We start from the raw sequence: 6258 nt of genomic DNA, 5'->3' as shown, positions 1-6258 counted from the left end.
GTTGGTGAAACACCGCGGAACCGGCTTCGCCGGGCCGCTGGTGTTGCCCCCGGCAGGGGGTGGGCGCCCGGACACGAAGTGCCGGGCAACCTGGGGGCGAGTCACATCTTCGTGACCATCACCTGGTCGATGCGGTGGCTGTCGACGTCGATGACCTCGAAGGTGTAACCGGCCCAGGTCACGCTGTCGGTCCGCTTGGGCACGCGGCGCAGCATCACCATCAGGAAGCCGGCCAGCGTTTCGTACTCCTCCGCATGCGGCAGCTCTTCGATGTCGAGTGCCCGCTGGACATCCTGGATCGGCGTCACGCCGTCGATCAGCCAGGAGTTCTCGTCGCGCTTGACGATCTGCTGCTCCTCGTCCTGGTCGCCGACCAGGTCGCCCATCACGGTGCTCATCACGTCGTTGAGGGTGATCACGCCGACCACCAGGCTGTATTCGTTGACGATGATGGCGAAATCCTCGTGCGCCTGCTGGAACTGCTCGAGCACTTCGGTCAGCGACAGCCGGTCGGGAATGACCAGCGCCTTGTGCAGCGGCAGGCCCTGGCCGAAGGCGAGCGGCTGGCCGCTCAGCACGCGCTGGAACATGTCCTTGGCGTCCACGTAGCCCAGCACGTGGTCGATGTCGCCTTCGCATACCGGGTAGGCAGAGAAAGGCTCGGCCACGATGCGTGCCCGCAGCACGTGTTCGGGATCGTCGCGCAGGAACCACGCGATGCGCTCGCGCGAGGTCATGACGCTGCTGACCACGCGGGTGTCGAGCTCGAAGACGTTGGCGATCACCTGCTGCTCGCGCACGGCGAGCACGCCGGCGCGGGCTCCGGCTTCGGTCATCGCGAGGATGTCGGCCGAAGTGATCTTCTCATCGCGCTGCAACGGCATGCCGAGCAGCTTGAACAGCAGGTCGGTGGAGACGGTGAACAGCCAGACCAGCGGCTTGAAGGCGGTGATCAGGACCTGCATCGGCCCGACCATGCGCACCGCGAGCGTTTCGGGGCTGCTCATGCCCAGGCGCTTGGGAAACAGGTCGGCGAAGACCAGGAAGACCGAGATGATGGTGATGAAGGAGGCCAGGAAGGCGGCGGTCTGGGAAGCGTCGACGCTGAGCCAGATCTCGAACAGTCGCGCGAAGTAGGGGCTCAGCGCACCTTCGCCGACCACGCCGCCGAGGATCGCGACCGCGTTGAGTCCGATCTGCACCACGGTGAAGTAGTGGCCCGGCTGCTCCTGGATGCGCATCACGCGTTCGGCGCGTGCATCGCCTTCGTCCGCCATCTGGCGCAGCCGCAGGCGGCGCGAAGCCGCCAGCGAGATCTCGGCCAGGGAGAAGAAGGCGCTGGTCGCGATGAGCGCGACGATGATCAGGAGGCTCTGTGTCAGGGTCATGGGTCGGTCGATGAAGACCGACATGGTGCCATGAGCCGCGAACGAGCCGCTACTGGACGAACCCGATCCGGCTCCTGGCGGCGTTGGCGCGCGGCAGATCCTCGACCCGGACCTCGTCGCGGCCGGCCAGCCGGGCATTGCCGAACCCGGTCATCAGGGCGCGCCGCATCTCGCGCGGTGCCAGCACGGCCAGGTGGTCGAGCACGTCGGCCGAAGGCTCCTCGGCCAGCCGGCGGCCCCAGTCGTGGTCGCCACGGATCGAGGCGTAGAGCTGGCGTGCGATCTGGCGTGCCGCCTCGGGCGAGGGCGCGTCGATCTCGAACACGTTCATGCGGTTGAGGATGGGCTCGGGAATGCCGCGCGCATCGTTGGCCGTCGTGATCCAGATCACCTGGCTGGCATCGATCGCCACTTCGGCGAACTCGTCGACGAAGGCGTGCGCGGTGTCGTGCTCGAGCAGGTTGTACAAGGCGCCGAGCGGGTCGTACTGGCTGTCGGCGCCGGCCTTGTCGATTTCGTCGACCACCATCACCGGGTTGGCGTACTGGCCTTCGACCAGCGCCTCGAAGACCTTGCCGGGCTTGGACCCCTTCCATTGCGAGGAGGCGCCGGAGAGCAGCCAGCCGGCGGTCATCGAGTTCATCGGCACCAGCGACATGCCGGTGCCCAGCAGTTCGGCCAGCTTCCTGGCGAAATGGGTCTTGCCGATGCCGGGCGCGCCGAGCAGCAGCATCGGGGTGACTTCGAGCCCGTCGCGGCTGTCCTGCGCCAGCGCGACATGGCGGCGCACGTCGTCGAGCACCTCGGTGAAGTTGGGCAGCTGGGCGTAGAGCGAGGCCATTTCCGGCACACCGCTGGGCTTGACCTGGAAGCGGTCCGGGCCGCGCTCGAGCATCCGCTCGTAGGTGGTTCGCAGGTGCTCATGGTCGCGATCGGGGAGCTTGGCGAGCTTGCGCTCGACATCGTGCGTCTGGAACACGCTGCGCAGGTTGGCGACCGGCAGCTGGAACGGCGGCGAGGCGAGGACGAGACTGCGGGAATCCATGGACACCTCCGGTTTCGAACACTCTTTGGACAGCATAAGCCGTGCCCGGGTTCGATGGATGTCTACGTTTTCTCGCTTTGAGGTGTTTTGCGGATCTGTCGCGCGGCGGTCACACGCCGCCGTGGGGATGGGTCGGGTCCACCCACAGCACCGCTTCCGGTTTTTCGACCGGCTCGATGTCGAGGTTGATCGCTACCGCCTGGCCATCGCTGCGGCACAGCACGCATTCGAGCGCCTCGGTCTCGCTGGCGTTGATTTCCTGGTGCGGGACGTAGGGCGGCACATAGATGAAGTCGCCCGGACCGGCTTCGGCGGTGAACTCCAGCCGCTCGCCCCAGCGCATGCGGGCCCGGCCGCGCACCACGTAGATCACGGATTCGAGGTGCCCGTGATGGTGGGCGCCGGTCTTGGCGTTGGCATGGATCGTGACCGTGCCGGCCCAGAGCTTGCGGGCGCCGACGCGCGCGAAATCGATCGCGGCGGCCCGGTTCATGCCGGGCGTCTGGGCGGTGTTCGTGTCGAGCCGGTCGCCCGGGATCACGCGCACGCCGTCGTGCTTCCAGGCGGCCTCGCCGTCATGCGCGTGGCCATGATCGGCGTGGTCGTGGCTCATGGCGGAAAGAAATCAGGCCGGATTGGCGTTCAGCATCTGCTGCAGTTCGCCCGATTCGTACATCTCCATCAGGATGTCCGAGCCGCCGACGAATTCGCCCTTCACGTAGAGCTGGGGAATGGTCGGCCAGTTGCTGTATTCCTTGATGCCCTGGCGCACTTCGGCGTCGTCCAGCACGTTGACGGTCTTGAGCGTGCGGGTGTCGACCCCGACGGCCTTGAGGATCTGGATCGCTCGGCCCGAGAAGCCGCACATCGGGAAGCTGGCATTGCCCTTCATGAAGAGCACGAGATCGTTGCTCTTGACGAGATCGTCGATGCGTTGCTGGGTGTCGGACATGGGGAACTCCTGAAATTGGACTGGGCGGATTATTTCACTCCCGGCCACATTCCGCCGGAGCAGCGGGCGATGCCGGCGAGGTCGTCGCGGCTTTGGACCTGGGCGAATCCGCGTCCGGCCAGCAACTGCCGCACGCTCTCGGCCTGGTCGTAGCCGTGCTCGAGCAGCAGCCAGCCGCCGTGTGACAGGTGCCCCGGGGCGGCCTGGACGATGCGGCGGATGTCGTCCAGCCCGTCGGCGCCGGAAACCAGCGCGTGCAGAGGTTCGTGGCGCAGTGCGGCCAGGTGCGGGTCGCCGGCCACGATGTAGGGCGGGTTCGAGACGATCAGGTCCAGCCCGCGGTCGGCGCCTTCGAGCCAGTCGGCCTGGACGAAGCGCACCGGCAGGCCGAGCCGTGCGCCGTTGGCGCGGGCCACCGCCAGTGCGTCGGCGCTGGCGTCGACGGCCGCGACCCGGGCGTCCGGGCGGGCATGCGCGATCGCCAACGCGATYGCGCCGCTGCCGGTGCCGAGGTCGAGCACGGCGGGCGCGCTGCGGCCGTCCAGGCAGCGCAGCGCCCAGTCGACGAGCGTCTCGGTGTCGGGCCTGGGCACCAGCACGCGCGCGTCGACCTGCAGGCCGAGGCCGTGGAATTCCTTCTCGCCCACCAGGTAGGCCACCGGTTCGCCAGCCAGGCGCCGCGCGAAGAGCCGCTCGTAGGCCTCCCAGACGGCGTCGGGGAGCGTGTCGGTGTCATGCGCCAGCAGCCACGCGCGCTCGCTCGCGCTGCGGCCCAGCGCATGCAGCAGCAGCAGTTGGGCGTCGAGCCGGTCGACCCCGCGTGCGGCCGCTGCGGCCAACATCTGCGCCGCAGTCGAGGGTGACGTCACCGGACGACCCCTGCGCGGGCGTGCGGAAGTGGCTCGGCCAAGGCGAGGGATACCGCGGAACCGGCTTTGCCGGGCCGCTGGTATCGCCCCCTGAAGGGGGCGGCGCCGAAGGCGCTTCGGGGGTGATTGTTCATGCCGGCAGGCTGGCTTCGAGCTCGGCCAGCTGTTCGGCCTCGCGCGCGGCCTGCAGTGCGGCCAGGACGTCGCCCAGGTCGCCTTCCATGATCGCCAGCAGCTTGTAGAGCGTGAGGTTGATGCGGTGGTCCGTGAGCCGGCCCTGCGGGAAGTTGTAGGTGCGGATGCGGTCCGAGCGATCGCCGGTGCCGATCAGGCCCTTGCGCACGGCCGCGTCCTTGGCGGCGCGCTCGCTGCGGTCCTTCTCCTGGATGCGCGCCGACAGCACCTGCAGCGCCTTGGCCTTGTTGCGGTGCTGGCTGCGGTCGTCCTGGCACTCGGCGACGATGCCGGTCGGGATGTGCGTGATGCGCACCGCCGAATCGGTCTTGTTGATGTGCTGGCCGCCGGCGCCGCTGGCGCGGTAGGTGTCGATGCGCAGGTCGGCCGGATTGATCTGGACGGCCTGCGCCTCGTCGGGCTCCGCGAGCACCGCGACCGTGCAGGCGCTGGTGTGGATGCGGCCCTGGGTCTCGGTCGCCGGCACCCGCTGCACCCGGTGGCCGCCGGATTCGAAGCGCAGCTTGCCGAACACCTCGTCGCCGACGATGCGGATCACCACTTCCTTGTAGCCGCCGAGTTCGCTCTCGCTCTCGCTCACGATCTCGCAGCGCCAGCCGGCGCGTTCGGCGTAGCGCGTGTACATGCGCAGCAGGTCGCCGGCGAACAGCGCCGATTCGTCGCCGCCGGTGCCGGCGCGGATCTCGAGAAAGGCGTTGCGGGCGTCGTCCGGATCCTTGGGCAGCAGAAGGCGCTGGAGTTCGTCGTCGAGTTGTTGCAGTTCGGCCTCGGCAGCGGCGATTTCCTCCTGGGCCATCTCCGCCATCTCGGGCTCGTCCAGCATCTCGCGGGCGCTGGCCAGGTCGGCCTCGCGCTGCAGGTAGCGGCCGTAGCGGCCGGCGATCTGCGTCACCTCGGCATGCTCGCGCGAGATGGTGCGGTACTGCGCCATGTCGGACATGATGTCCTCGCGCGAGAGCAGGAAGTCGAGTTCGCCGAGGCGTTGCGCATAGCGCTCGAGTTGGTGACGCAGGAAGGGTTTCACGGAAATGGGGGGTGGCCAGGGGAACGGACCGCGAGCGGGGCGCGGCGACGGCGGGGAGCGGGCACACCGGCGGTGCCGCTGCGGCGAGCGTCGCTAACGCTCTTTGCGCAACTCGCTGCGCAGGAACAGGCGCGATACGGTCTGCGCCGTGTGTTCGCGCGCGGCGGCATCGCCGGCGTGCAGTTCGGCCAGCGCGCCGTGCATCATTTTCTGGGTGAGTCCGCGCGACAGCGCCTCCAGCACCGCGTCGACGCTCTCGCCCTTGGCCAGCAGCTTGCGTGCGCGCGCCAGTTCGACGGCGCGCCATTCGTCGGTCTGCGCGTTGAGCTGCCGGATCAGCGGCACCGTGCCGCGCTGGTCCAGCCAGTGCATGAAGCTCTGCACGCCGGCGTCGATGATGACCTCGGCCTGCGCCACCGCGGCCTGGCGGTTGGCGTGGCCTTGCTGCACCACCTGCGCGAGATCGTCCACGGTGTAGAGGTAGACGTCCTCGAGTGCCTTGACTTCGGGCTCGATGTCGCGCGGCACGGCGAGGTCGACCATGAACATCGGGCGGTGCCGGCGCACCTTGAGCGCGCGCTCGACGGCGCCGAGGCCGATCAGCGGCAGCGTGCTGGCGGTGCAGCTCACGACGATGTCGAATTCGGCCAGCCGCGCCGGCAGGTCGGCCAGGCGCATCGCTTCGCCGCCGAAGCGCGAGGCCAGCTTCTCGCCGCGTTCGAGCGTGCGGTTGGCGATGACGATGGATTTGGGCTGCCTGGCCGCGAAATGGGTCGCCGCGAGGT

The 6258-nt window shown here is 68.6% G+C and carries 7 protein-coding genes; all 7 read right to left on the bottom strand.

What is annotated here, in order from left to right:
• Window positions 1-101: 101 nt before the first annotated feature.
• Window positions 102-1388: a polyamine export protein PaeA gene (gene paeA / locus AC1D2K_RS27830; protein ID WP_478092741.1), complete on the bottom strand. Its 1287-nt coding sequence runs from the start codon at window positions 1386-1388 to the stop codon at window positions 102-104.
• 49 nt (window positions 1389-1437) lie between these two features.
• Window positions 1438-2433, bottom strand: coding sequence for an AAA family ATPase (locus AC1D2K_RS27825; RefSeq protein ID WP_478092739.1), 996 nt, complete (start codon window positions 2431-2433; stop codon window positions 1438-1440).
• A gap of 109 nt (window positions 2434-2542) precedes the next feature.
• Window positions 2543-3046: a cupin domain-containing protein gene (locus AC1D2K_RS27820; RefSeq protein WP_478092737.1), complete on the bottom strand. Its 504-nt coding sequence runs from the start codon at window positions 3044-3046 to the stop codon at window positions 2543-2545.
• 12 nt (window positions 3047-3058) lie between these two features.
• Window positions 3059-3385: a Grx4 family monothiol glutaredoxin gene (gene grxD, locus AC1D2K_RS27815; RefSeq protein ID WP_478092735.1), complete on the bottom strand. Its 327-nt coding sequence runs from the start codon at window positions 3383-3385 to the stop codon at window positions 3059-3061.
• A gap of 29 nt (window positions 3386-3414) precedes the next feature.
• Window positions 3415-4227: a peptide chain release factor N(5)-glutamine methyltransferase gene (gene prmC / locus AC1D2K_RS27810; protein ID WP_478092742.1), complete on the bottom strand. Its 813-nt coding sequence runs from the start codon at window positions 4225-4227 to the stop codon at window positions 3415-3417.
• Between the two features lie 157 nt (window positions 4228-4384).
• Complete coding sequence (prfA, locus tag AC1D2K_RS27805) at window positions 4385-5473, bottom strand: peptide chain release factor 1 (protein WP_478092734.1); 1089 nt, start codon at window positions 5471-5473, stop codon at window positions 4385-4387.
• A gap of 93 nt (window positions 5474-5566) precedes the next feature.
• Window positions 5567-6258 (bottom strand): glutamyl-tRNA reductase (locus tag AC1D2K_RS27800; RefSeq protein ID WP_478092733.1); only part of this gene is annotated, 692 nt, incomplete at its 5' end.

This window comes from Variovorax sp. P1_H12_2 (assembly GCF_056405335.1).
Note: the sequence above shows the minus strand (reverse complement) of the source record. Positions and strands in the feature narration are given on the sequence as shown.